Origin of the sequence: Tessaracoccus lubricantis (assembly GCF_039544535.1) — a bacterium.
Lineage (GTDB): Bacteria > Actinomycetota > Actinomycetes > Propionibacteriales > Propionibacteriaceae > Arachnia > Arachnia lubricantis.
This window is the reverse complement of record NZ_BAABLV010000070.1, coordinates 1-604: the sequence shown is the minus strand read 5'-3', so window position 1 is coordinate 604 and position 604 is coordinate 1. Positions and strand designations below refer to the sequence as shown.

The 604-nt window shown below is 67.4% G+C and carries 1 protein-coding gene; it reads left to right on the top strand.

Features of this window, described 5'->3' with window-relative positions; translation table 11 throughout:
- Nucleotides 1-10: 10 nt before the first annotated feature.
- Nucleotides 11-604, top strand: a 594-nt coding sequence (locus ABEA30_RS15870; RefSeq protein WP_345584604.1) for a transposase, incomplete at its 3' end; no start/stop codon positions are given.

Genomic DNA, 604 nt, shown 5'->3' with positions numbered 1-604 from the left:
CACGATCGTGGTGACGCACTCGGAGAAGGAGTTGGCGTCGCCGACGTTTAAGAAGACGTTCGGGTATCACCCGATCGGTGTGTGGTGCGACAACACCGGGGAGTTCCTCGCCGCCGCGCTGCGGACAGGCCGGGCCGGGTCGAACACCGCCGCCGACCACATCCAGGTCCTGGGAGAGGCGATCGCTCAGGTCCCGATGCCGTATCGCCGGAACCTGTTGATCCGCTGCGACGGTGCCGGCGCCTCTCACCAGTTGCTGGACTGGCTCCGTGCGCAAGGCCAAGTCAGAGGCCGCAGCCTGGACTACAGCGTGGGGTTCACCATCGGGGAGAACGTGCGCCACGCCATCACCGAACTGCCCGTCGGGTCCTGGTCTCCGGCGCTGAAGGCTGATGGTGAGGTCCGAGACGGCGGGGAGGTCGCTGAGGTCACCGGACTGCTGGACTTGACCAGTTGGCCGGCCGGGATGCGGGTGATCCTGCGCCGGGAACGCCCGCATCCGGGGGCGCAGTTGTCGCTGTTCGAAGCCCACGACGGGTGGCGGTATCAAGCGTTCGCCACCAACACCACCAGCGGCACCCTGCAGTTCCTCGAGGCCCGGCAT